The organism is Streptomyces camelliae (assembly GCF_027625935.1).
Taxonomy (GTDB): Bacteria; Actinomycetota; Actinomycetes; order Streptomycetales; family Streptomycetaceae; genus Streptomyces; species Streptomyces camelliae.
In genome coordinates this window covers 3271645-3294953 of the sequence record NZ_CP115300.1, presented here as the reverse complement: position 1 = coordinate 3294953, position 23309 = coordinate 3271645, and the positions used below count along the sequence as shown (strand labels likewise).

The 23309-nt window shown below is 72.4% G+C and carries 16 protein-coding genes; 12 read left to right on the top strand and 4 right to left on the bottom strand.

Going from position 1 to position 23309, the window contains the following annotated elements:
- Positions 1-89: 89 nt before the first annotated feature.
- The 5 genes from O1G22_RS14795 (at position 90) to O1G22_RS14775 (ending at position 7405) form a co-directional block, all read left to right on the top strand.
- On the top strand, positions 90-1808 hold the full coding sequence (locus O1G22_RS14795; protein ID WP_270081780.1) for an ABC transporter substrate-binding protein: 1719 nt from the start codon (positions 90-92) through the stop codon (positions 1806-1808).
- A gap of 4 nt (positions 1809-1812) precedes the next feature.
- Positions 1813-2865: an ABC transporter permease gene (locus tag O1G22_RS14790; protein WP_270081779.1), complete on the top strand. Its 1053-nt coding sequence runs from the start codon at positions 1813-1815 to the stop codon at positions 2863-2865.
- Positions 2862-3860 (top strand): ABC transporter permease, encoded by a 999-nt coding sequence (locus O1G22_RS14785; protein WP_270081778.1) that lies wholly within the window; start codon positions 2862-2864, stop codon positions 3858-3860. Before O1G22_RS14790 ends, O1G22_RS14785 begins: the two co-directional genes overlap by 4 nt.
- Complete coding sequence (locus O1G22_RS14780) at positions 3857-5449, top strand: dipeptide ABC transporter ATP-binding protein (RefSeq protein ID WP_270081777.1); 1593 nt, start codon at positions 3857-3859, stop codon at positions 5447-5449. Before O1G22_RS14785 ends, O1G22_RS14780 begins: the two co-directional genes overlap by 4 nt.
- Positions 5450-5650: 201 nt before the next feature.
- Positions 5651-7405 (top strand): DUF3492 domain-containing protein, encoded by a 1755-nt coding sequence (locus tag O1G22_RS14775; RefSeq protein WP_270081776.1) that lies wholly within the window; start codon positions 5651-5653, stop codon positions 7403-7405.
- 7 nt (positions 7406-7412) lie between these two features.
- On the opposite strand, the gene O1G22_RS14770 is transcribed toward O1G22_RS14775, so the two are convergent.
- The gene (locus tag O1G22_RS14770; RefSeq protein WP_270081775.1) at positions 7413-7757 is read right to left on the bottom strand and encodes a hypothetical protein; all 345 of its coding nucleotides are present in this window, start codon (positions 7755-7757) and stop codon (positions 7413-7415) included.
- A 76-nt stretch (positions 7758-7833) separates the two neighbouring features.
- Here O1G22_RS14770 and O1G22_RS14765 point away from each other — a divergent pair, with 76 nt between their 5' ends.
- The 5 genes from O1G22_RS14765 to O1G22_RS14745 all read left to right on the top strand — a co-directional run bounded on the left by O1G22_RS14765 (position 7834) and on the right by O1G22_RS14745 (position 12633).
- Positions 7834-9045, top strand: coding sequence for a hypothetical protein (locus tag O1G22_RS14765; RefSeq protein WP_270081774.1), 1212 nt, complete (start codon positions 7834-7836; stop codon positions 9043-9045).
- Positions 9046-9235: 190 nt separating this feature from the next.
- A complete protein-coding gene (locus tag O1G22_RS14760; RefSeq protein ID WP_225098509.1) occupies positions 9236-10195 on the top strand; it encodes an NAD-dependent epimerase/dehydratase family protein in 960 nt (319 codons plus the stop codon).
- The gene (locus O1G22_RS14755) at positions 10183-10932 is read left to right on the top strand and encodes a spherulation-specific family 4 protein (protein ID WP_270081773.1); all 750 of its coding nucleotides are present in this window, start codon (positions 10183-10185) and stop codon (positions 10930-10932) included. Before O1G22_RS14760 ends, O1G22_RS14755 begins: the two co-directional genes overlap by 13 nt.
- A 63-nt stretch (positions 10933-10995) precedes the next feature.
- Positions 10996-12174: an adenylyltransferase/sulfurtransferase MoeZ gene (moeZ, locus tag O1G22_RS14750; RefSeq protein WP_225098507.1), complete on the top strand. Its 1179-nt coding sequence runs from the start codon at positions 10996-10998 to the stop codon at positions 12172-12174.
- Positions 12175-12282: 108 nt separating this feature from the next.
- Entirely contained in the window at positions 12283-12633 is a 351-nt protein-coding gene (locus O1G22_RS14745; RefSeq protein WP_270081772.1) for a hypothetical protein, read from the top strand.
- 99 nt (positions 12634-12732) lie between these two features.
- Here the strand turns inward: O1G22_RS14745 and O1G22_RS14740 are convergent, their stop codons facing one another.
- The 3 genes from O1G22_RS14740 to O1G22_RS14730 all read right to left on the bottom strand — a co-directional run bounded on the left by O1G22_RS14740 (position 12733) and on the right by O1G22_RS14730 (position 18912).
- Positions 12733-14307, bottom strand: coding sequence for an alpha/beta hydrolase (locus O1G22_RS14740; protein ID WP_270081771.1), 1575 nt, complete (start codon positions 14305-14307; stop codon positions 12733-12735).
- 132 nt (positions 14308-14439) lie between these two features.
- Positions 14440-15984, bottom strand: coding sequence for an alpha/beta hydrolase (locus O1G22_RS14735; RefSeq protein WP_270081770.1), 1545 nt, complete (start codon positions 15982-15984; stop codon positions 14440-14442).
- Positions 15985-16053: 69 nt separating this feature from the next.
- Positions 16054-18912: a lysylphosphatidylglycerol synthase domain-containing protein gene (locus tag O1G22_RS14730; RefSeq protein WP_270081769.1), complete on the bottom strand. Its 2859-nt coding sequence runs from the start codon at positions 18910-18912 to the stop codon at positions 16054-16056.
- A 186-nt stretch (positions 18913-19098) separates the two neighbouring features.
- Between O1G22_RS14730 and O1G22_RS14725 the strand changes: the two genes are divergently transcribed.
- Both O1G22_RS14725 and O1G22_RS14720 read left to right on the top strand, forming a co-directional pair.
- The gene (locus O1G22_RS14725) at positions 19099-19536 is read left to right on the top strand and encodes an MGMT family protein (protein ID WP_270081768.1); all 438 of its coding nucleotides are present in this window, start codon (positions 19099-19101) and stop codon (positions 19534-19536) included.
- 257 nt (positions 19537-19793) lie between these two features.
- Positions 19794-23210 (top strand): ATP-dependent helicase, encoded by a 3417-nt coding sequence (locus tag O1G22_RS14720; protein WP_270081767.1) that lies wholly within the window; start codon positions 19794-19796, stop codon positions 23208-23210.
- Positions 23211-23309: the final 99 nt, after the last annotated feature.

Below are 23309 nucleotides of genomic sequence, written 5' to 3'. Positions count from 1 at the left end.
GTCGTCTCACTCCTCGTCCACATGTCTCACTTTTCGAGACACCCCTTTCTCGAGAAATCCTCGATCAGCCCCGAGAGGTCGTCATTCCGATGCGTCAACCGTCCGCCATAGCGCGCCGCGTGGCCGCGGCATCCGTCAGCCTGGTCGTGGCAGCGGGCGCCGCCGCCTGCGGCCCGAAGGACAGCGATGCCAAGGGCTCCGGTGGCGACTCCACGCCGCACAAGGGCGGCACCCTGACGGTGCTGAACGCCGAGCCGCAGACCGACTTCGACCCCGCCCGCCTCTACACCTCCGGCGGCGGCAACGTCCCCTCGCTCGTCTTCCGCACCCTCACCACCCGCAACCGCGAGAACGGCGCGGCCGGCGCCAAGGTCGTCCCCGACCTCGCCACCGACACCGGGCGCCCCAGCAAGGACGCGACCGTGTGGACGTACACCCTGAAGAAGGGCCTCAAGTACGAGGACGGCACGCCGATCACCTCGGCCGACATCAAGTACGGCATCGAGCGCTCCTTCGCCCCCGAACTGTCCGGCGGCGCCCCCTACCTGCGGGACTGGCTGGTCGGCGCGGCCGACTACCAGGGGCCGTACAAGGACAAGAAGGGCCTCGACGCGATCGAGACCCCGGACAGCCGGACCATCGTCTTCCATCTGAACAAGCCCGAGGGCGAGTTCCCCTTCCTCGCCACGCAGACGCAGTTCGCCCCGGTGCCCAAGAGCAAGGACACCGGCACCAAGTACGAGGAGCACCCGGTCTCGTCCGGCCCGTACCGCGTCCTCAAGAACGAGAACGACGGCGAGCACATGGTTCTGCAGCGCAACACGTACTGGTCGACGGCCGTCGACGACCAGCGCAAGGCCTACCCGGACACCATCGACGTCCGCTCCGGCCTGGACTCCTCCGTGATCAACCAGCGGCTGTCCGCGTCTCAGGGGGCGGACGCCGCGGCCGTCACCACGGACACCAACCTCGGCCCGGCCGAACTCGCCAAGGTCACCGGTGACAAGGAACTCGCCGCGCGCGTGGGCACCGGTCACTTCGGCTACACGAACTACATCGCGTTCAACCCGACCGTGAAGCCGTTCGACAACCCCAAGGTGCGCCAGGCGATCGCCTACGCCATCGACCGCTCCTCGGTGGTCAACGCGGCCGGCGGCAGCGCGCTCGCCGAGCCCGCCACCACCTTCCTGCCCAACCAGAAGTCCTTCGGCTACACGCCGTACGACCCGTTCCCGGCGGGCGCGACCGGCAACCCGGCCAAGGCCAAGGAGCTGCTCGCCCAGGCCGGTTACAAGAACGGGCTCACCGTCACACTGACCCACTCCAACGCCAAGGACTTCGAGACCAGCCCGGAGATCGCGACCGCCGTCCAGGACGCGCTCAAGACGGCCGGCATCACGGTCAAGCTCCAGGGCCTGGAGCTCAACGACTACAAGGACAAGATCCACAGCGTCAAGACCGAGCCCGGCTTCTTCCTCGCCCACTGGGGTGCCGACTGGCCCTCCGGCGGTCCCTTCCTCGCCCCGATCTTCGACGGCCGGCAGATCGTCAAGGACGGCGCGAACTTCAACACGGGCCTGCTCAATGACAAGTCGGTCAATGACGAGATTGACGCGATCAACAAGTTGACCGACCTTGACGCGGCCGCCAAGCGATGGGGTGCACTGGACCAGAAGATCGGCGAGCAGGCCCTCGTCGTGCCGCTGTTCCACCCCGTCTACAAGCGCCTGTACGGCAAGGACGTCAAGAACATCGTCATCAGCGACTGGACCGGCGTCCTCGACATCTCCCAGGTCGCGGTGAAGTAGCGCCGTGAGCGAGGCACTTGTCGCCGTCGAGACCGCCGGGACGGATGCGTCCGTCCCGGCGGTCTCGGGGGCCCGTCAGTTCTGGCGGCGGCTGCGGGCGCAGCGCGCCGCCCTGGTCGCCGCGGCCGTCGTCGCGCTGCTCGTCCTGGTCGCGCTCGCCGCGCCGCTCCTCACCGCCCTGGAGGGCCAGGACCCCACCACGTACCACCCGGCCCTGATCGACTCCGCGCGCGGGGGCGTGCCCATCGGCTCCTTCGGCGGCATCGGCGCCGATCACTGGCTGGGTGTCGAACCGCAGACCGGACGCGACATGTTCGCCCGGCTCGTCTACGGAGCGCGGGTCTCGCTGGGTGTCGCGCTGGCGGCCACGGTGGTGCAGGTCATCCTCGGCATCGCCATGGGCGTGGCCGCCGGCCTGGGCAACCGCTGGGTCGACCTGGTCCTGAGCCGCATCACCGACATCTTCGTCTCGATGCCGTTGATGATCATGGCGCTCGCGCTGCTCGCGATCGTGCCCAACAGCTTCCCGCGGCCCGTGCTCGTCGCGTTGATCATCGCCCTGGTCTCCGGCTGGAGCACGACGGCGAAGATGGCGCGCGCCCAGACCCTCACGCTGAAGAGCCTCGACTACGTCGCCGCGTCCCGGCTCAGCGGCTGGAGCACCTGGCGCACCGCCGTACGCGAACTCCTCCCGGGCCTCGCCGCCCCGGTCATCACGTACTCCGCGCTGCTGGTCCCGTCGAACATCAGCGCCGAGGCGGCCCTGTCCTTCCTCGGCGTCGGGGTGAAGCCGCCGACGCCCTCCTGGGGACAGATGCTCACCTCCGCCGACGTCTGGTACCAGGCGGCCCCGCAGTATCTGCTGCTGCCCGCCGCCGCCCTGTTCGTGACCGTGTTCGCGCTGACCATCCTCGGCGACGGCGTGCGTGTCGCCCTCGACCCGCGCGCGGCCTCACGCCTGCGCATCGGCACCGGCCGCAAGCGGGAAGCGCGCGCCGAGACGGCCGTACCGAAGGATGAGACGGCCGCGGCGAAGCAGAAGGAGAACCGGACATGAGCGGCCTCACCGGATTCGTCCTGCGGCGCGTCATCGGCGCCGCGGTCACCCTGTTCGTGCTCTCGGTGATCATCTACGTCGTCTTCTACGTCACCCCTGGCAACGTCGCCCAGATCACCTGCGGCCCGCGCTGCTCCCCGGAACAGGTCCACCAGGTCGCCCAGCAGCTGCACCTCGACGACCCGCTGTACGTGCGCTACTGGCACTTCCTGCACGGCATCTTCGCGGGCCAGGACTTCTCGACCGGCACCGGCGTGGAGCACTGCTCGGCGCCCTGCCTCGGTGAGTCGTACCAGAACGACCAGCAGGTCACCGACATCATCCTGACCAGGCTGCCGGTCAGCTTCTCGCTGGTGCTCGGCGCGATGGTGATCTGGCTGCTGCTCGGCGTCGGCACCGGTGTGCTGTCCGCCTGGCGGCGCGGCCGGTTCAGCGAGCGCGCCCTGACCGCGATCACGCTGGCGGGCGTCGCCACGCCCGTCTTCGTCATCGGCCTGGTCCTGATGATCGTCGTCTGCGGCGAACTCCAGCTCCTGCCCTTCCCGCAGTACGTGAACTTCACCGACGACCCCGAACAGTGGGCGTGGAGCCTGCTGCTGCCCTGGCTCTCCCTCGCCCTCGTCGAGGCCGCCAACTTCGCCCGCCTCACGCGCGCGTCGATGCTGGAGACGCTGGCCGAGGACCACATCCGCACCTTCCGCGCGTACGGCGTCGGAGAGCGCGCGATCATCGCCCGGCACGCGCTGCGCGGCGCGACCGCGTCCGTCATCGCGCTCAACGCGGTGACCTTCGGCTCGGCCGTCGGCGGCGCCGTCCTCACCGAGACCCTCTTCGGCCTGCCCGGCATCGGCCAGGAGCTGGTGCACGCGGTGCAGGTCGTGGACCTGCCGGTGGTCGTCGGCATGGTCCTGGTCACCGGATTCTTCGTGGTCATCGCCAACGCCGTCGCGGACGTGCTGTACGCGGTGGCCGACCGACGGGTGGTGCTCGCATGAGCCTCGTGGAAGTGACGGACCTGACCGTCGAGTTCGGCTCCCTGCGGGCCGTCGACGGACTCTCCTTCAGCCTGGCGAAGGGCGCCGCGCTGGCCCTCGTCGGCGAGTCCGGCTCCGGCAAGTCCACGGTCGCGGGTGCCCTGCTGGGCCTGCACCGGGGCACCGGGGCGCGGGTCACCGGCGCGGTCCGCGTGGCCGGCACCGACGTCCAGGACGCCTCCGACGAGGAACTGCGGGGGCTGCGCGGCGCCAAGGCCGCCATGGTCTTCCAGGACCCGCTGTCCTCGCTCGACCCGTACTACGCGATCGGCGACCAGATCGCCGAGGTCTACCGCGTGCACGCGCGCGTGCCGCGACGTGCCGCACGCGCGCGTGCCGTCGAGGTGCTGGAGCGGGTGGGAATTCCGGACGCGGTACGCCGGGCCCGGTCCCGGCCGCACGAGTTCAGCGGCGGCATGCGCCAGCGCGCGCTGATCGCCATGGCCCTCGCCTGCGAGCCGGACCTGCTGATCGCCGACGAGCCGACCACCGCCCTCGACGTCACCGTCCAGGCCCAGATCCTCGACCTGCTGCACACGCTGCGCGAGGAGACCGGCATGGGCCTGCTGCTCGTCACCCACGACGTGGGCGTGGCCGCCGAGAGCGTGGACGACATCCTCGTCATGCGGCACGGCCGCGCCGTCGAGCGCGGCCCCGTCGGCACCGTCCTCGCGGCGCCGGGTGAGGCCTACACGCGCGAACTGCTCGACGCCGTCCCGCGCGTGGACGCGCGCCGTACCGGCTCCGAGGCGACCGACGAGGTCGTGCTGGAGGCCACCGGGCTGCGGCGGGCGTTCGGGCGCGGAAAGCGGGCGTTCACGGCCGTGGACGACGTCTCGGTGACCGTCCGCCGCGGCGAGACCCTCGGCGTGGTCGGCGAGAGCGGCAGCGGCAAGACCACGCTCGGCCGGATGCTGGTCGGGCTGCTGGAGCCGACCGTCGGCGCGATCCGCTACGAGGGCCGCCCGCACACCACGGTGAACCCGGCCGTCCAGATGGTCTTCCAGGACCCGGTCTCCTCCCTCAACCCCCGCCGCAGTGTGGGCGAGTCCATCGCCGACCCCCTGCGCGCGCGTGGCGAACGGGACGAGGAGGGCGTCCGGGGGCGCGTGGCGGAACTGCTGGAGCGCGTGGGGCTCGAAAAGGCGCACTACGACCGCTACCCGCACGAGTTCAGCGGCGGCCAGCGCCAGCGCATCGGCATCGCCCGCGCGCTCGCCGCCGAACCGCGCGTCATCGTCTGCGACGAGCCGGTCTCCGCGCTGGACGTCACCACACAGGCCCAGGTGGTGGAGCTGCTCGGCGAACTCCAGCGGGAACTCGGCCTCGCGCTGGTCTTCATCGCCCATGACCTCGCCGTCGTACGACAGGTCAGCGACCGGGTCGCGGTCATGCGGCACGGCCGGATCGTCGAGTACGGGCCCGCCGACGAGGTGTACGACAGCCCCCGCGAGCCGTACACCAGGCAGCTCCTGGCCGCCGTGCCCGCGCTCGATCCGGAGCTGGCGGCCAGGCGGCGCGCGGCCCGGCGCGAACCGGTCGTGGCGTAACGTTTCGTGTGCGCGCGATGACGCTCTGAACCCTTAGCGCGACGAAACGCGACCCGCACGCGAAAGTTACGACCGTTCACCCCTTTTGGTGGCGCGATGGACAACCGTCCGTCGCGCCACCGCCTTGTCCGCTTACGTTCGTCCCGCTGCGAGCCGCCGGGACAACGGCGGCTCACCGGACGGGAGATCGGGGGTGCGTACGTGCGCATCGGACTGCTTACGGAGGGTGGCTACCCGTATGTGAGCGGTGACGCCGGACTCTGGTGCGACCGGCTCGTGCGCGGGCTTGAGCAGCACGAGTTCGACCTCTACGCGCTCAGCCGCAGCCGGCAGCAGGAGGACGAGGGCTGGGTCCCGCTCCCACCGCAGGTCAGCCGGGTGCGTACGGCGCCGCTGTGGACGGCCGAGGACGACGGGGTCGTGTACGGGAGGCGCGCGCGCCGGCGTTTCACCGAGTGCTACGGGGAGCTCGTCGGGGCCGTGTGCGCCGGAGCCAACCCCGGGGGCGAGGGCGCGCGCGTCGGCGCGTCAGGGAGTGACGGCGTGTCGGGAGATGCGGCCGAGGGTGGCTCCGCCGATCTGGCGGACCGTTTCGGCAACGCGCTGTACGGACTCGCCGAACTCGCCCGCGAGGAAGGCGGACTCGTCGGCGCCCTGCGCTCGGACATCGCCGTACGCACCCTGGAGCGCGCCTGCCGCGCCCCCGGCGCGTTGCGCACGGCGCGCGAGGCGCGCGTCCCCGACCTGCTCACCGTCACCGCGCACCTGGAGCGCACCCTGCGCCCCCTCTCCCTCGACTGGTACGGCGACGACGGCCTCGGCGCGGCCGACCTCTGCCACGCGGCCGCCGGCGGCCCCGCGGCCCTCCCCGGACTGCTCGCCCGGCATTTCTGCGGCATCCCCCTGCTCGTCACCGAGTACGGCGTGCCGCTCCGCTCGCACTACCTGGCCCTCGGCCCCGACGTCGCCGCCCCCGCCGTACGCGCGCTGCTCGGCGCCTTCCACGGCCTGCTCGCCGCCGAGGTCTACCGGCGCGCGGAGATCCTCACCCCCGGCAACGGCCACGCCCGCCGCTGGCAGGAACGGTGCGGTGCCGACCGGGCCAGGATCCGCACGGTGTACCCGGGCATGGACGCCACCCGTTTCGCGGAGGTCGGCGAGTCCCCCGACCGCGCCGACCCCGACACTCTGGTGTGGGTCGGGCGCGTCGAACCCGCCAAGGACCTGATCTCGCTGCTGCACGCCTTCGCCGAGGTCCGCAAGGAGGAGCCCAAGGCACGCCTCAGAATCGTCGGCGCGCCCGCCGGTCCCGAGGGCGAGGCCTATCTCGGCCACTGCCGGGCGCTCGCCGCCCAGCTCTTCCCGGACGAGGCGGAGGGCGTGCACGCCGTCGGCGACAACCCCGTCTCCTTCGAGGAGATCGGCGGCCCCGAGGCCCCGACCCTGCCCGAGGCCTACGCCGCTGGCGCGGTGGTCGTGCTGTCCAGCGTCGTGGAGGGCTTTCCGATCAGCCTCATCGAGGCCATGTTCTGCGCCCGCGCCACGGTGTCCACGGATGTCGGCGCCGTGGTGGAGGCCATCGGCGGCACGGGACTGGTCGTACCCCCGCGCAATCCACGGGCGCTCGCGGAGGCGTGCGTGGCGCTGCTGGACGACCCCGAGCGCCGTGAGCGCCTCGGCGCCGCCGCACGCGCCCGCGCGCTCGAACTGTTCACCGTCGAGCAGAACATCGCGGCATTTCACGGCATTTACTTGCAGATCGTGTCGCACTGTCCGGTGCGCCGGGTCGTCCTCGACGAGGCCGGCGAGCCCCTGCCGTTCGCCGTCCCCGCCGAGTCCCACGTCCCCGGCCGCTGGACCGGCCCCACGGCCCGCGTCCTGCCCCGGACCGCCCCCGGCTGGGCCACGACCGCACCGGTCCGCGCGACACCACTGGCGGCTGCGGAGGGGGCGTGATGGACGTTCAGAACGACGGCCATGGCACCGGCGACGGGCTCAGCAGCCCGGACCTGCCCGGCATGCCGAGCGGCGCCGAGCCGTGGGACGCGCGGTCGGGGGAGTGGTTCGGGGAAGTCGGGGAAGGGGAGGCGGAGGCACGGGACGGCGAGTGGGCGGACACACCGTCGCGCAGGCAATCGGCGGCCGCCGGGAGCGCTCCCGGCGCGTCCACGCCGCCGGCTTCCGCGAGCGGGCCCGTCAGGTCCGTGGTGTCGGCTTCCGAGAGTGACCCTGCCAGGTCCGTGGTGTCGGCTTCCGCGAGCGGGCCCGTCAGGTCCGTGGTGTCGGCTTCCGAGAGTGACCCTGCCACGTTCGCGGCGTCGGCTCCCGAGAGCGGTCCCGTCGCATCCGAACAGTCGGCTTCCGCGGGCGTTCCCGATCGGTCGATGCCGTCGGCTTCTGTGAACGCCTCAGGCGTGTCGGTGCCGCCACCCTCCGCCGGTGCTCCCGCCTCCTCCGCCGGTGCTCCCGCCACCTCCGCGCGCACCGTGCCCCGGCGTGGAGCTGCCGACCCCGTGAAGGCCCTGCTGCACCGGCACCGTGAGCTGTGTGAGCGGGCCGTGGACCCGCTGGAGATCGCCGCCGGGCTGGAGGCCCACGGCATCACCGACCGGACCGCCGCCCGGTTCCGCCACCGTGACGTCTTCTCGCTCGCCGAGGAGCTGTACGCGCGCGTGCCACGCGGCAGCGGTGAGGCACGCCCCGAACCCGCACCCCTGCCCGCGCCGCGCGTCCGGGCCGGCCGGGTCCTGCTCACGCTCCTGCCCGGCGCCCTGGGCGCAGCCACCGCGGCCGGACTGCGCCACACCCACGGACAGCTCCGTCCGCTCGTCGCCGGCGCCGGCCTCCTCGCCGTCGGCCTCGCCCTGCGCGCGGTGCTGCGCCGGGGCCCCCTCGCCGGCCCGCCCGGCATCTCCGCGTGGCGCAGGGCGAGCGGCACGCGCGTGTGGACCCTCTGGCTGCTCGGGTACGCCCTCTTCGGCGACGGCCTGCTCGACGCGGTCCTGACGGGCGGCCCCGACGCCCTGCCGACCGGCGCCCCGGGCGGCCCCTGGCCCACGGCCGTCGTGCCCGCCCTGGCCCTCACGCTGGCCTGCGCCCCGGCGGCCTGGTGCGCCCACCTGCTCAGCGCCGGCGCCCGCCGCAGGCTCGCCGGCAGCCGGGGCCTTGAGGACTTCACGGCCGCCGCCAGACCGCTGCTGTACGGCACGTTCACCCTGTTCCTGGGCGCGCTCACCGCACTGCTCCTGCTGTGCGGTACGGTCCTGCGCGAACCCGCGGCCTGTCCGCAGGCCCTCACCCTGGGCGCCCTGCTCCTGCTCGCCCGGCTGCTCGCCGTACACCACCGCCGACGTGCCCCGGCCCTCGCGCTGGGCGCCGCCGCGGCCACGGAGGCGATGGCCCTCGCCCTGCCGCTGGCCGGCCGGCTGCCCGGCTGCGCCGTCCTGGCGGCCCCTGTCCGGACCCTCGTGGACGCCTGGGGCGCCGCCACCGTCCCGGCCGTCGCCTGCGGCGTCGCGGCCCTCGCCCTGCTGCTCCACGCCGGCCGCACCCTCACCCAGGCCTCGGCCCACGCGTCCACGGGAGCCCCCGAGTGAGCCCCCGAGTGAACCCTTCGCCACCGGCCCACCACCGCGTGCACCCGCGCCACCCTTCTGAAGGAGAACACCAGATGACCACCTCCCGACCCGGAGCGTCCGGAGCCACCGGAGCCGCCGGAGCGCCCGCGACAACCGGCGCCCTCGCCACGGCCGGTGCCGCCGGCGCGCACACCGCGGGAGGCGCCCGATGAGGGTCCTGCTGATCGGAGCCAACGGGTACATCGGCCGCTTCGTCGCCGACCGCCTGCTCGCCGACCCTGCCGTCCAGCTCACCGCGCTCGGCCGCGGGGACGACGCCGACGTCCGCTTCGACCTCGCCACCGGCAGCCCGGGCGCGCTCACCCGCTTCCTCGACGCGGTCCACCCCGGGGTCGTCGTCAACTGCGCCGGCGCCACCCGCGGCGGCGCCCGCGAACTCACCCGGCACAACACCGTCGCCGTCGCCACCGTCTGCGAGGCCCTGCGCCGCAGCGGCTGCGGCGCCCGCCTGGTACAGATCGGGTGCGGCTCGGAGTACGGCCCCAGCCAGCCCGGCTCCTCCACGGCCGAGGACGCGGTGCCCCGCCCCGGCGGCCCGTACGGCGTGAGCAAGCTCGCCGCGACCGAACTGGTTCTCGGCTCGGGCCTGGACGCCGTCGTGCTGCGCGTCTTCTCCCCGGCCGGTCCCGGCACCCCGGCCGGCTCCCCGCTGGGCCGGCTCGCCGAGGCCATGCGGCGCGCCATGCAGTCCGGGGACGGCGAACTCAAACTCGGCGGGCTCGGCGTCCAGCGTGACTTCGTCGACGTACGCGACGTCGCGCGCGCCGTCCACGCGGCCTCGCTCTCCGCCGCGCAGGGCGTCATCAACATCGGCTCCGGCCGCGCCGTCCGCCTCCGTGACGCCGCCGCCGTCCTTGCCCGGGTCGCCGGGTACGGCGGCGCCCTGCACGAACTCGACGCGCCGCCCGGCCCGCTGCGCAGCGCCATCGGCCACCCGCGCGCCGACTCCGACCACGCCGCCCCGGTCGCGTACCCGTACCCGGACGGCTGCGGCAGCTGGCAGCAGGCCGATGTGCGCACCGCGCGGGACCGACTCGGCTGGCGGCCCCGCATCAACCTCGAAGAATCCCTGGCCGACATCTGGATGGAGGCGGCATGCCGCATCTGACCAGCACCACCACGGGCGCCACGGGCACGGGCCTGCGCACCGCCCTCGGCATCCCCGGCTACGCCCACCCGCTCGTCGCCCCCGCCCAGTGGGCCGAACTCGCCCGCCCGGGCACCCCGCTGGACTGGGTCGTCCTCAACGTGTCCGCGGGACCCGGCACCCGGCCCGACCCGCACTGCCTGGAAGTCGTGGGCCGACTGCGGGCCGCCGGCGTCCGCGTCCTCGGCCACCTGGATGTGACCTACGGCGCCCGCCCCTTCGCCGACCTGCTCGGCGACGCCCACCACCACCTCGACTGGTACCGCGTCGACGGCTTCCTGCTGGACCGCTGTCCCACCGAGCGCACCGCGCTCCCCGAGGTCCGCCGGGCGGTCACCACCCTCCGGGCGATCAGTGACACCGCCCACATCGTCCTCGGCCACGGCAGCCATCCGCACCCCGGCTACACGGAGAACGCCGACCAGCTGGTGACCTTCTCCGGCCCCTGGTCCGACTACCGCTGGTCGCAGGTCGCCGAGTGGACCGCCGACTATCCGCCCGACCGCTTCTGCCACTTCGTGCACGGCGTACCCCGAGGCCACCTGGACGAGGCGCTGCGCATCGCCCGCTGGCAGGGAGCCGCGACGATCTACTTCACCGACCACACGGACCGTGGCGGGAGAGCCGATCCGTGGGAGTCGATGCCCGGTTACTGGGACGACATTGTCTCGCGTATCGGAACGGGTGTCTCGGAATGAAAAAGGCCGTGGCAGTGTTACGGGGAGAACAACCGTAGTGATTGACCGACCAACGGAGTCCCCGTGTCGTTGCCACCCCTGGTCGAGCCAGCCTCTGAGCTCACCGTAGACGAGGTCCGCAGGTACTCCCGCCACCTGATCATCCCCGACGTGGGCATGGACGGGCAGAAGCGGCTGAAGAACGCCAAGGTGCTCTGTGTGGGCGCCGGCGGCCTGGGCTCGCCGGCGCTGATGTACCTGGCCGCCGCGGGCGTGGGCACGCTCGGCATCGTGGAGTTCGACGAGGTCGACGAGTCGAACCTGCAGCGCCAGATCATCCACAGCCAGTCCGACATCGGCCGCTCCAAGGCCGAGTCCGCCCGTGACACCGTCAAGGGCATCAACCCGTACGTGAACGTGATCCTTCACGAGGAGCGGCTTGAGGCCGACAACGTGATGGACATCTTCAGCCAGTACGACCTGATCGTCGACGGCACCGACAACTTCGCGACCCGCTACCTGGTCAACGACGCCTGCGTGCTGCTGAACAAGCCGTACGTGTGGGGCTCGATCTACCGCTTCGACGGCCAGGCCTCCGTCTTCTGGTCCGAGCACGGCCCCTGCTACCGCTGCCTCTACCCCGAGCCCCCGCCGCCGGGCATGGTCCCGTCCTGCGCCGAGGGCGGCGTCCTGGGCGTGCTGTGCGCGTCCATCGGCTCCATCCAGGTCAACGAGGCCATCAAGCTCCTGGCGGGCATCGGCGAGCCGCTGGTCGGCCGCCTGATGATCTACGACGCCCTGGAGATGCAGTACCGCACGGTCAAGGTCCGCAAGGACCCGAACTGCGCGGTCTGCGGTGAGAACCCGACCGTCACCGAGCTCATCGACTACGAGGCCTTCTGCGGCGTCGTGTCCGAGGAGGCCCAGGCGGCGGCCGTCGACTCCACCATCACTCCGAAGCAGCTCAAGGAGTGGATCGACGACGGCGAGAACATCGAGATCATCGACGTCCGCGAGCCGAACGAGTACGAGATCGTCTCCATTCCCGGCGCCAAGCTGATCCCGAAGAACGAGTTCCTCATGGGCAGCGCCCTGGAGGGCCTCCCGCAGGACAAGAAGATCGTCCTGCATTGCAAGACGGGTGTCCGCAGTGCGGAAGTCCTCGCGGTCCTGAAGTCCGCAGGCTTCGCCGACGCCGTCCACGTGGGCGGCGGCGTCATCGGCTGGGTCAACCAGATCGAGCCGCACAAGCCGGTCTACTGATCAGAAGCCTCGCCGACCAGCGGGGCAGGAAGCCCACGGCTCCGACCAGCTCGGACGCCGTGGGTTTCTGTCGTTGTAGGACGGCTGAGTGGTGAGGAGCCCAACCCGGTGTGGGACGGGGCGTTCTACCGCGTTCGACGTGACGGCTATGAGATCTGCTTCGTCCCCGATGCCGGGGTGCCCCTCGACGAGATCGACGACGTCGACATGTGGGTGATCTTCGACGACGGGGAACGCTGGTCGGGGACCATTTACACCCTGGACAATGTCCGCCGCACCATGGACCGTTGGCAACAGACCGGTGAGTGCCTCGGCGGCAGGTACTTCTGTGTCTGGGATGGGCTGATCGTCCGCGACCGGGGCGTTCTCGGCATGATCGACGTCGTCGACGACCTTGTCCGGAGCGGTGACTACAGACATGTCTTCCGCGACGTCGGTCCTGTGGACACGGATGACTGACTTCTTCGCCCCGAAGCAACTCGGGTGAGGGCGGGTTGCGGGGACTTCGGGTGCGTACGGCGCCCGGGGCCCTCGTCCGTGTCAGGGCGTCCGCGTGCGTCAGGTGCAGACCTTGCCGTCCTTGGGCACCTCTCCCTTCAGCAGATAGGCGTTCACGGTCGAGTCCACGCACGCGCTGCCGTTGCCGTACGCCCCATGTCCCTCGCCCTTCCAGGTGAGTTCGACCCCGACACCCTTGCCCAGCGCGTCGGCCATTCTGCGGGCGCCCTCGTACGGGGTCGCCGGGTCCCCGGTGTTGCCGACCAGCAGGACCGGCGCTGCCCCTGGCGCGCTGACCTGAGGGTGGTCGTACTGTCCCGGCACCGGCCAGGCATGGCACCAGCCGGCTGTGTCCCAGCCCAGGAAGTCCCCGAAGACCGGCGAGATCCGCTCGAACTCCGCCAGCCGCTGCTTCGTCTCGGCGAGCGTCGGCCGCTCCTTGTCGTCCAGGCACGATATGACCCGCTGGGAATGGGTCGTGGTGCCGTAATGGCCCGAGGTGTCACGCTCGTTGTAGTCGTCCGCGAGTGCCAGCAGCTGTGAGCCGTCGCCGTTCTCCGCCGCGTCGAGCGCGCTGGTCAGCCTCGGCCAGCCGGCCTCGCTGTACAGCGGCAGGACGATCCCGGTGGTCGCGAGGGTCTGGGTCAGCTTCCGCCCGGAGGACGTCGGCAGCGGTTTCGCGTCGATCCGCTTCAGCAGGGCGGCGATCTTCCGGGAGCCCTGCGCGGGATCCTGCCCGGTGGACTTCAGATAGTCGTCCAGAGCCCGCTGGAAGCCGCGGGCCTGGTTCTCGGCGTGGCCCACCGTGTCCGCGGTCGGGTCGACCACCGCGTCGAGGATCAGCCGTCCCACCCGCTGCGGGAACAAGTGGGCGTACACACCACCGAGTTGGGTGCCGTAGGAGATGCCGAAGTAGTGCAGCTTGTCGTCGCCGAGGACCTGGCGTATCAGGTCCATGTCGCGTGCGGTGTCGGTGGTGGACACATGCGCCAGGAGCGGGCCGGCGGCCTTCTGGCAGCCCTTGGCGAAGTCGGCGGCGTCCTGGAGGTAGGCCTTCTCCTCCTGCGGGGTGTCCGGTGTGGCGTCCACGTCCTCGGCGGCCGCGATCTGTCGGTCGCCGCGGCAGCGGACGCCCTCGCTGGCGCCGACGCCGCGCGGGTCCCAGCTCACCAGGTCGTAGCGCTTGCGCAGGGCGGAGGCGGTGTTCGCGTAGTACGGCATCATCTCCACGCCCGAGCCGCCGGGGCCGCCGAAGTTGAACAGCAGCGAGCCGATGCGGTCGCTGCCGGTCGCCTTCGCGCGGATCAGGGCGAGGCCGATCGTCGTGCCGTTCGGCTCGGACCAGTTCAGCGGCACCTTGAGTGTCGCGCACCGCCATGCGTCGCCCGGGGCCGCCGCGGGGCTCTTGGTGGCCTCGCAGCGCTGCCAGTCGAGGTGCTGGGAGGTGAGAGAGGCCGGAAGCTCCGGCTCGGCGGGCGTGGACCGCGACGCCGAGTCCCCTGATGCCGGCGGGGCCGTCGTACCCCTCCCCTTGCCCTCGTCTCCGTGCCCGCCTCCGCCGGACGTGCCGTTGCTGCAGCCGGCCACCAGCAGCGCCGCGGCCACGACGGCCGTCCAGCGCAGAAACCCCCTCATGCGCATCCCCCTCACAGGCCCTTCGCGTCGTGCCGCGCCGGGCGTTCAGGCCATGGTAGGCGGATCGGACCGAACGCGTTTCAGCCCTGTGGATAACCTTCTGACCTGCTGGTTTGCGGAGATTGAGGGGGCTCAGGAGCAGACCGAGCCGGCCTTCGGCACCGTCCCGTCGAGCAGGTAGCGGTTCACCGCACCCTGCACACACTTGTCCTTGCTGTCGTACGCGCCGTGCCCCTGGCCCCTGTACGTCAGCTCGACCGCGACGCCCTTGCCGAGTGCGTCGGCCATCTTCTTCGCGCCCTCGTACGGGGTGGCCGGATCGCCGGTGTTGCCGACGACGAGGATGGGCGCCGACCCGGGCGCGCTGACGTCGGGATGGTCGGCGGCGCCGGCCACGGGCCAGTCGGTGCAGCTGATCATGCCCCAGGCGAGAAAGTCCCCGAACAGGGGGGAAGCGGCGCGGAATTCGGGCAGTTTCCGCTGGATGTCGTCGGGGGTGTACCGCGGTTTCTCGTCGGCGCAGTTGATGGCGATGTTCGCCGCGGTGATGTTGCTGTACTCACCGTTCTCGCTGCGGCCGTTCATCGCGTCGGACAGCAGCATGAGGATCTTGCCGTCGCCGGCGTAGGCCTCCTCCAGCCCTTCGGTCAGGTACTCCCAGAAGTCCTTCGAGTACAGGGACTGCGCGATGCCGTTCGTCGCGGCGGTCTGGGTGAGCGGGCGCGGGGGGATACCGGGGATCGGCTTCTTCTCCAGGTCGCCGAGCAGTTTCGCGATGCGGTTCTTCACGTCCTGCGGGGTGTTGCCGATCGGGCACTGGGTGGGCTTCGACGTGCAGTCGTCGGCGAAGTTGTCGAGCGCGAGCTGGAAGCCCTTGGCCTGCCCGAGCGCGCTCTGTTCAGGGTCCTGCGTGGGGTCGATGACGCCGTCCAGGACGGCCCGGCCGACGTTCTTGGGGAACAAGTGGGCGTACACGCCGCCGAGTTCGGTTCCGTAGGAGATGCCGAAGTAGTGCAGCTTGTCGTCGCCGAGCACCTGCCGCAGCAGATCCATGTCGCGGGCTGCGTCCGTGGTCGCCACATGCGGCAGGACCTTCTGGGAGTTCTTCTCGCAGGCCGTGTTGAACTGTTTGGTGCGGTTCACCAGTTGGGCGCGCTCGGCGCTGGTGTCGGGCGTCGCGTCCTGCTGGAAGAACACGTCCAGCTGGGCGTCGCTCTCACATTTCACCGGCGCGCTGCGGCCGACCCCGCGCGGGTCGAAGCTGACCAGGTCGTAGCGGGTGCGCAGGACGTCGTAGTCCGAACCGAACGCGGGCAGGGTGCTGACGCCGCTGCCGCCGGGGCCGCCGAAGTTGAACACGAGCGAGCCGATCCGCTTGCTCGCGGGGCCGCTTGTCCTGGTGCGGATGAGGGCGATGCCGATCGTGTCGCCCTTGGGCTTGCTCCAGTCCAGGGGCGCCTTCATGGTGGCGCACTGCCATGTGCCGCCGTTCGGCAGCGGGGACGGGGCGCTGCCGCCGCCCTCGGCCTCGGACGGGGCCGGGCAGCCCTTCCAGTCCAGCTTCTGCGCCGCGAGGTCCCCGTCCTTGGCGCTGTCGCCGCATCCGGCCAGCATCGTGGCCAGCAGCACGGCGGTGGTGGTCAGGGCGGCGGCGCGCAGCCGGGAGGGGTTCGCCATGTACCCATCGTGGCCGCGTGCACGCCCGCGCGCGCGGGGCGCGGGCCGTACGAGGTACGGCCCGCGGTCCTACAGAGCTCCCTTGCGGGTGAGCTGGTTGAAGGCCAGCCAGCCGGGCAGCACCGGCAGCCACAGGGTGAGCAGCCGGTACAGCAGGACGGCCGGGGCGGCGACCTCCTTGGGCAGGCCGAAGGCGATCAGGCCGAGCGTGAGGCTCGCCTCGACCGCGCCGACGCCGCCCGGGGTGGGCGCCGCGGAGCCGAGCGCGTTGCCGGCGAGGAAGACGACGGCGACGCTGGCGATGCTCAGCGAGGCCGTGCCGCCGCCGAACGCGCGGACGGACGCGTCCAGGCACATCACGAAGCAGGCGGTCAGCAGGAGCATGCCGCCGATGCCGGTGATCAGCTTCTGCGGCCGCTGGAGCACGTCGAGCATGCGCGGGACGACACCGGCGAACAGCGACCTCACGCGCGTGACGAGGAATTTCCGCAGGAACGGCACCGACGTCACCACGAGCACCAGCACCGCCACGGTCAGCAGACCCGCGATGACCGTGCGGGACGGCGACAGCGACGGCGTCTTCTCGGTGCCGGTCAGATAGCCGAAGGTCAACAGCATCATGATGTGTGCGCCGAGCCCGAACAGCTGGGACGCGCCGACGCTCGCCACCGCGAGCCCCGGGCGTACGCCGGTGCGCTGCAGGAAGCGCGTGTTCAGGGCGACACCGCCGACCGCGGCCGGCGCGACGATCTTCACGAAGGACCCGGCGACCTGCGCCGCCACCGTCCGCGGGAACGGCACCCGCTCCGGTACGAAGCCCAGCAGCGCCATCGCCGCGGCGACGTAGCTGAGGGCGGAGAACAGCACCGCTGCGGCCACCCAGCCCCACTGGGCCTGGGCGAACAGCGTGCCGAACTCGATGTGGGTCAGCTGCGTCAGCAGGTAGTACGCGCCGATCGCGCCCGCGATGAAGCTGATGAGCGTGCGCGGCCGCACCCGCTCCAGCCGGGCCGGCTCCACGGGGGCCTGCGGCCTGATCCGCAGTACCTGGTGGCGGATCTGGGTGAGCAGGTCCTCCTCACGGGCCTCTTCGAGGGCTTCGTCGATGGCCCGCCGTTCCGCGCGCTGCTCGGCGCGGACGGTCTTCTTGTCGAGCTTTTCCAGCCCGGCCGAGGTCGCGTCGGCCGCTTCCTCCGGCCGGGCCTGCTTCGCCTGCCGGGATGCCTCCAGGACTGCTTCGCGTTCCCGCTGGGCGCGCTCCCGGGCCAGCCGGCGCAGTGTCGCGCGCGTGGAGCGCGTCAGCGCGATCGGCTGGAGCAGGGGCAGACAGTCGGCGACCGCGTCGGGGCCGAGCACCCCGACGGCCGAGGCCACGGCCCGCTCGGCGCCCACCCGCAGACCGAGGGTGGTGACCAGCTGGGCCACGTCCATGCGCAGCAGCAGCTCGCCGGCGGCGATCTCGCCGCCGCGCAGTTCGGTGAGGATCACTTTGCCGGAACGATCCACCAGAATCGCGTCACCCGCGAGCCTGCGGTGCGCGATCCGCCGGGACTGCAGCGCCTGCACCTGGTGCCAGGTGTTCCGCAGCAGCTCGTCGGTGATCTCCTCGCCGGGCAGCGAGTCCAGGGTGCGCCCGCCGGTGTGCTCGTAGACGAGCATGACGGCGTCGGGGCCGAGTTCCGAGGTGGCGATCAGCTTGGGCGCGTTGGCGCCGGCCGCGATCGCCGCGTAGGCCAGCAGCGCCTCCTGCTCCAGCGCCTGGCGCAGCGACTGCAGGCTGGAGCGGGTGGCGAAACCGCGCAGGGTCAGATTGCGCCACGCGCGGTAGAAGAAGCCCTGGGCCTGCTGTTCCCGGTCGACGACCGTGACGTCCAGCGGCGGGCCGTCCTCCAGGGTGACGAAGTAGCGCCGGCCGCGGTCGCCGTTCTCGGTCTCCCCGGCCTCCTCGCGGGCCGCGGCGACGGGGTGGAAGCCGACGTGCCTCAGGCCTGCCATCAGGGTCTGCCCGGTGGGGCGGACGTTGGGGGAGCCGACCGCGTAGAGCGTGCCGTAGGCGACCGTCCAGCCGATCAGCACCGTCAGGATGATCGAGAACGGCGTCGTGTAGCCGGTGACCAGCATCGAGAACGCGTCGAGCAGCAGCACGATCCACAGCACCGAGCGCCATCGGGGTCTGCGGGACATGCCGACAGCCGTCATATAGGCGATGACAGGGGCCAGATAGCCGTGCACGGGGTCGGTCAGGGCATGCAGGTCACCTGGCGAGGGCTGGGTGAGCGCCTCCTGGATCGAGCCCGGCGCGGCCCGCGCGACCCACAGGTCGGTGGCGAGGGTCACTCCGTGGGCGAGGACCGCCGCGAGGACGCCGTCGGCGATGCGGAGCCCGTCGCGTTTGATCAGCCGTTCGATCGCGAAGGCGACCGGCACCAGCAGGATCGCGATGCTGGACGCCAGTCCGGCGAACCTGATCAGCAGGTCGGGGGCCTGTCCGGTGCCCTTGTTGATGTCCTGTTCGAGGCCCGAGGTGGTGCCGTGGGCGAACGCGGCGATCGCGAGCAGCACCACGATGGCGAGCACGCCCACCAGGCACCGCATGAGGTCGGACGGGCGGTGCACGCGCGCGGGGAGCAGCGGTTCGTCGCCCTCCACCTCACCGGCGTGCGGCTCGTCGTCGGCGCCCGGACCCTGGCCGGGGGGCGTGTGCTGAGGGACGTGCGCTCCCTCGGTGTCGTCGTCGCCGTCCGCACCCGCGCGGGTGCGGTCGTTCCTCCGAGACGCGCCTTCGTCCGCACGCGCGCGCGTGGTGTCGTCCTTGCGCGGACCGGTGTCGTCCTGCCGTGCGCCGGTGTCGTCCTTGCCGGCGCCGGGGCGCGCGGCGGCGCCAGGGGTGCCCGCCGCGCCTTCGGGGTGCACGCCCTGCTGATTCATGGTCTCTTCTTGGTCTCGTATCACCGGTCACCGCCCGCACGATGGTGGCATGCCCCACCGACACACGGGGGCATCAGGGTGCGGATGCGCGGGCGCACAGTCTGCCCGAAGCGCCGTCCAGGGGCGAGAGGGCCCGTCCTCACGACCCGCGCCGCGCTGTCGGTGGAGTGCGGCAGGATGGGACGAATGAGCGAGCAGAGCCCTGCCGAGGACACCCGCGACGGGTACGGGGACGCGCTGCCGGAGTATGCCGAGCGGGTCCTCCAGGTCGCCGAGCGCATTCCGCCGGGACGCGTGATGACGTACGGGGATGTCGCCGAGTGGCTTGAGTATGAGGAGGGCGAGCGCGAAGCGCTCTCCGGCAAGGGTGGTGGGAGACGGATGGGCGGACCGCGCCAGGTCGGCCGGGTGATGGCTCTCTACGGAGGCGCGGTGCCGTGGTGGCGTGTCGTACGCGCCGACGGGGTGCTGCTGCCGGGGCATGAGCTCAGAGCCCTCGACCACTACCGCGCGGAGGGCACGCCGCTCAAAGAGGCAGGCAGGAGCGCAGAGGGGCATCTGCCGCGGCTCGACATGCGGCGGGCCCGGTGGGACGGCGGGGCGGACGCGGAGGGTCACACCTGACAGCTTCCGCCATCGGATGCCGTCGAGGAGAGCCTGTGGCCCGTACGGGGGACACGGGGGACGTTCGTGGCATGACGTACGTTCGTGAGGTACGGGACGCGCGTGGCGCGAGCGCCACGAGGGATGAACCGGAAGCCCTGCTTCCGGCCCAGGCGGCGGCGTAACCTCGGCCGCACCCGTCCCCCGCACCCCGCGGCCACCGCCTCGCGCGCGTGACCGTCCGCCCATCAGCACGACCACCAGGACCGGCCAACCACGTGAGCTCCTCTTCCTCCACCGAACGCCTGCCGCACCCCCAGGTGCGGCAGGGGAGCCGTGGCGCTTACCGACTGGTCCGCACCCCTCCCGCTGCGACGGATCCCCCTCGTCTGGACGCGGCACAGCGTGCCGTGGTTGACCATCGTTCCGGACCGCTGCTCGTCCTCGCCGGCCCCGGCACCGGCAAGACCACCACCCTGGTCGAGTCCGTGGCCGAGCGGATCGCCCGCGGCGCGGACCCGGAGCGCATCCTGGTGCTGACGTTCAGCCGCAAGGCCGCCGTCGACCTGCGTGACCGCATGGCCCTGCGCATCGGCGCCGCCCGCGCGCCCAGGGCGACCACGTTCCACTCGTACTGCTACGCCCTCGTGCGCGCCCACCAGGACAGCGACCGGTTCGCCGACCCGCTGCGCCTGCTCTCCGGCCCCGAGCAGGACGTCGCCGTGCGCGAGCTGCTCGCCGGACAGCCCGAGCTGGAGCGGCTCGGCCTCAGCCGCATGCGCTGGCCCGACGAACTGCGCGCCTGCCTGACCACGCGCGGGTTCGCCGACGAGGTCCGTGCCGTCCTCGCGCGCAGCCGTGAGCTGGGCCTCGGCCCCGACGCTCTGGACGCCTTCGCCCGCCGCATCGGCCGCCCCGACTGGCGCGCCGCGGCGGCGTTCCTCGCCGAGTACCTGGACGTCCTCGACCTGCAGGGTGTGATCGACTACGCGGAACTGGTCCACCGCGCGGTCCTGCTCGCCCAGCGCCCCGAGACCGCCGCCCGGCTCGCCGCCCGGTACGACGCCGTGTATGTCGACGAGTACCAGGACACCGACCCCGCCCAGATACGCCTCCTGCGCGCGCTGGCCGGCGGCGGACGCACGCTCGTCGCCTTCGGCGACCCCGACCAGTCGATCTACGCCTTCCGGGGCGCCGACGTGAACGGCATCCTCGACTTCCCGGCGGCCTTCGCGCGCGCGGACGGCCGCCCCGCCCCCGTCGAGGTGCTGCGCACCTCCCGCCGCTCCGGTGCCGCCCTGCTGGCCGCCACCCGGCTGATCACCCAGCGGATGCCGCTGACCCGGCTGCCCGCCGGCCAGGTGCGCGCCCACCGCGAGCCGGCCGCCGTCCGGGACGGGGGCCGCGTCGAGGCCTACACGTACCCGACGCCTGGTACAGAAATGGACAACATCGCGGACATCCTGCGCCGCGCACACCTGGAGGACGGTGTCCGCTGGAGCGACATGGCCGTCCTGGTCCGGGCCGGATCCCGCCTCCCGACCCTCCGTCGCGCCCTGACCGCGGCCGGTGTCCCGCTGGACATCGACGGCGACGACCTGCCCCTGCGGCACGAACCGGCGGTGGCGCCTCTGCTGACGGCACTGCGTGCGGTCGCCACGGCGGAGTCCGGGCACCGCGAGGAGAACGCCGACGCGCTCGCCCCGGAGCCTGAGCCCCCCGCCGAGGACCCTGAGGAAGCCACTCCGGAGGACCCTGAGGAAGCCACTCCGGAAGACACCGCAGAACCGGAAGACACGGCAGAAGCGGCACCGGACACCCCCTGGCTCGACACCGAGACCGCCCTCACCCTGCTCACCTCCCCCCTCGCCGGCATGGACGCGGCCGATCTGCGCCGGCTCGGGCGGGCACTGCGCGAGGAGGAGCGGACCGCCGGGAACCCACTGCCGCCGCCGTCCGACGAACTGCTCGCGCGTGCCCTCGCCGAGCCCGAACGGCTGGCCGTGCACGACCCGGCGTACGCGCGCGGGGCGCAGCGCCTCGGCGCGCTGCTCCGCAAGGCCCGCGAACGCCTCGCCGGCGGCGGAACGGCCGAGGAAGCACTGTGGGACCTGTGGGAGGGCACACCCTGGCCCGCGCGCCTTGAACGGGCCGCCCGGCGCGGCGGCGCGGCCGGCCGCAACGCCGACCGCGACCTGGACGCCGTGTGCGCGCTGTTCGCGACCGCCGCGCGCGCGGAGGAGCGCACCGGGGGCCGGGGCGCGCTGAACTTCCTGGAGGAGATCGAGGCCGAGGACATCGCCGCCGACACCCTCGCCCGCCGCGCGGTGCGCCCCGACGCCGTACGCCTGATGACCGCCCACCGCGCGAAGGGCCTGGAATGGCAGCTGGTCGTCGTCGCCGGCGTCCAGGAGGGGCTGTGGCCCGACCTGCGCCGCCGCGGCTCCCTGCTGGAGGCCGACCGCATCGGCCGCGACGGACTCGCCGAACCGCTCACGCCGGGCGCGCTGCTCGCCGAGGAACGCAGGCTGTTCTACGTCGCCGCCACGCGCGCGCGTGAACGTCTCGTCGTCACCGCGGTGAAGGCACCGGCGGACGACGGCGACCAGCCGTCCCGGTTCCTGGCCGAAGTCGGCGTCGAGCCCCAGGACGTCACCGGCCGCCCGCGCCGTCCGCTGTCCGTGGCCGCGCTCGTCGCCGAGCTGCGCGCCACCACCGTCGACCCGCGCGCGTCCGCCGCCCTGCGCGAGGCCGCCGCCCGCCGCCTGGCCCGGCTCGCCGCCCTCACCGACGAGGACGGCCGCCCGCTCGTACCGTCCGCGCACCCCTACCGCTGGTGGGGCATGTACGACCCGACCCGGAGCAAGGTGCCGCTGCGCCACCGCGACCAGCCGGTCGTGCTCTCCGGCAGCGCCCTCGACCAGCTCGCCAACACCTGCGCGCTCCAGTGGTTCCTCGGGCGCGAGGTGAAGGCCGACGCGCCCGCCACCACCGCGCAGGGCTTCGGCAACGTCGTCCACGTCCTCGCCGACGAGGTCGCTTCCGGCCGTACCCCGGCCGACCTCGACGTCCTCATGGAACGCCTGGACTCCGTGTGGAACGCGCTCGCCTTCGACGCGCCCTGGAAGTCACGGCAGGAGAAGGACAACGCTCGCGTGGCGCTCGAACGCTTCCTGAACTGGCACGTCCTGGACCGCACCGGGCGCACCCCGGTGGCGAGCGAGCAGGACTTCGACGTCACCCTCGGAGCGGGCGACTACGAGATCCGCATCCGCGGCCAGATGGACCGCGTGGAGGTGGACGGCGAGGGCCGCGCCTACGTGGTGGACTTCAAGACCGGCAAACAGGCGCCCAGCGCCGCCGAGGTGGCCCGCCACCCCCAGCTCGCCGTCTACCAGCTCGCCGTCCGTGAGGGCGCCGTGGACGAGGCCTTCGACGGCGTGCGTCCCGAGCCCGGCGGCGCCGAGCTGGTGCACCTCAGACAGGGCGCCGCCAAGCGCGACGGAGGTGACAGCCTGCCCAAGACGCAGAGCCAGGAGCCGCTGGCGGGGGAGTGGGTCGGAGAGCTGCTGGCCACCGCCGCCGGCAAGGTCCTCGACGAGCGGTTCGCGCCCAGCACCGGTCAGCACTGCACACACTGCGCCTTCCGCGCCTCGTGCAGCGCCCGGCCCGAGGGGCGGCACGTGGTCGAATGAGCCGCTGCGGGAGTGACGTACCGCACCACAGGTGCTGACCTGCGCTTCTCTCTCCCCGCGGGGTCGATCCGGCCTCGATTGTCAGTGCCCGCCGCTAGC

Bases quoted from the DNA above. Each gene is read 5' to 3' on its own strand.
- O1G22_RS14730 (WP_270081769.1), bottom strand. From the start codon at position 18,912: ATGAATCAGCAGGGCGTGCACCCCGAAGGCGCGGCGGGCACCCCTGGC.
- O1G22_RS14740 (WP_270081771.1), bottom strand. From the start codon at position 14,307: ATGAGGGGGTTTCTGCGCTGGACGGCCGTCGTGGCCGCGGCGCTGCTG.
- O1G22_RS14765 (WP_270081774.1), top strand. From the start codon at position 7,834: ATGCCGTCGGCTTCTGTGAACGCCTCAGGCGTGTCGGTGCCGCCACCC.
- O1G22_RS14725 (WP_270081768.1), top strand. From the start codon at position 19,099: ATGAGCGAGCAGAGCCCTGCCGAGGACACCCGCGACGGGTACGGGGAC.
- O1G22_RS14760 (WP_225098509.1), top strand. From the start codon at position 9,236: ATGAGGGTCCTGCTGATCGGAGCCAACGGGTACATCGGCCGCTTCGTC.
- O1G22_RS14780 (WP_270081777.1), top strand. From the start codon at position 3,857: ATGAGCCTCGTGGAAGTGACGGACCTGACCGTCGAGTTCGGCTCCCTG.
- O1G22_RS14755 (WP_270081773.1), top strand. From the start codon at position 10,183: ATGCCGCATCTGACCAGCACCACCACGGGCGCCACGGGCACGGGCCTG.
- O1G22_RS14795 (WP_270081780.1), top strand. From the start codon at position 90: ATGCGTCAACCGTCCGCCATAGCGCGCCGCGTGGCCGCGGCATCCGTC.
- O1G22_RS14785 (WP_270081778.1), top strand. From the start codon at position 2,862: ATGAGCGGCCTCACCGGATTCGTCCTGCGGCGCGTCATCGGCGCCGCG.
- O1G22_RS14735 (WP_270081770.1), bottom strand. From the start codon at position 15,984: ATGGCGAACCCCTCCCGGCTGCGCGCCGCCGCCCTGACCACCACCGCC.